Here is a 1,260-nt window from a genome sequence, read left to right as displayed (position 1 = left end):
AGAGTTAACACCCTCGTACCACTGCGCATACACCTTCACACCCTTCAGGGCTTTACCGGAATCCTGCACGTTGCCGAAACCAACAGCGGTTTCAACGATCTCCTTGACAGAACCGGAAATCGTGCCCTTTTGATCAGCCTCACCAGGCGAATGGATCGCATCCGCATACGCTTCAACATCCGAAGCCGGCGTCTCGGCAGGAGGCTTCGGAGCATCCGCATTCTGAGCAGACTCAGCAGCAGGCTTATCCTCCTGCGCAAACGCAACCGGCTGCGCCAACGGCGCGACCAATGCAAACGACAACGCAGCCGCAGCAACCGACGTGCCACGACGACGTGCAATGTAATTCTTCTTCACCGAAAATTCCTTCCTCGAAAATGACAATTTCGGTTAGACAAGCCCTGCTTGTTGTGACGCTTTTCGGACACATGCCATACAGGGCCGACATAGGCAAGGGTAAAGAAGTTGACAACCGCCCGCAATGATCATTACGTCTGCCCACAACCGCGTAGAAGATTTCTCAGGTTCTTCCAACCCGACAGTGTCTTTTTTTATTTTTTGCTGGACCGCGTTTCTCCACGTCGGCAAAAATAGTTGATATGCCAAAATAGATACATCTTGGAAATGTGCACTTTCGAGATTCACCTCCAACCACTGCAAATGTTTATCTGCCCTGCGTTTTTGGGTGACGATTTCCACCCAGGCACGACACTTGGCCTCCTGATCCACTAACACCGAGAAGATCCGTGAAAAACGGGCTAAAGGTGAGATTTTCTTAGCAAAGCAGAAGTGCCTACTTTAGGGGGTGATTCGGGGTGGTGGGGTCGTCGATAAGCAAAATGCCCCAACGACAGCTGTCCCGTATCCCAACAACGGGGATACGGGGCAACGACGCGCTAACTAGTAGCTAGAACCTACTTCTTCTCCGGAGCCTTGGTCTCCTTGGAAGAACCTGCGTAGGTGTTACCGGAAGAACCCTTCAACTCCAGATCCTTCACGGACGAACCACCCTTCGGGGAGCAGTTGTCGTAAATGATCGTGCCGGCGAGGATGCCAGCGGCGATCAGCGCCAGACCAGCGGCAACCGTAGCGAGGTCAGTGCCGTACTGCGCCAGCTGACCATTGATGGCCTCAACCTGAGCAGCCAACTGCGGGTTGAAGATACCCAACTGCTGCTGCAACTGCGTGTTCGCGTTCTGGACCTGGGCGTTCGCCTGAGCGACGAACTCAGACAGGCCCGGGATCTGGATCTGGGTAGCC

General features: G+C 54.0%; 2 protein-coding genes. Both read right to left on the bottom strand.

Annotated elements, in window-relative coordinates; translation table 11 throughout:
• The coding region (locus HMPREF3145_RS07820) for a hypothetical protein (protein WP_371325700.1) at nucleotides 1-357 on the bottom strand (357 nt) is incomplete at its 3' end.
• A gap of 557 nt (nucleotides 358-914) precedes the next feature.
• Nucleotides 915-1,260, bottom strand: a 346-nt coding sequence (locus tag HMPREF3145_RS11870; protein ID WP_168162461.1) for a hypothetical protein, incomplete at its 5' end; no start/stop codon positions are given.

It is taken from the genome of Corynebacterium sp. HMSC05C01, from assembly GCF_001807155.1.
GTDB lineage: Bacteria > Actinomycetota > Actinomycetes > Mycobacteriales > Mycobacteriaceae > Corynebacterium > Corynebacterium coyleae.
Note: the sequence above shows the minus strand (reverse complement) of the source record. Positions and strands in the feature narration are given on the sequence as shown.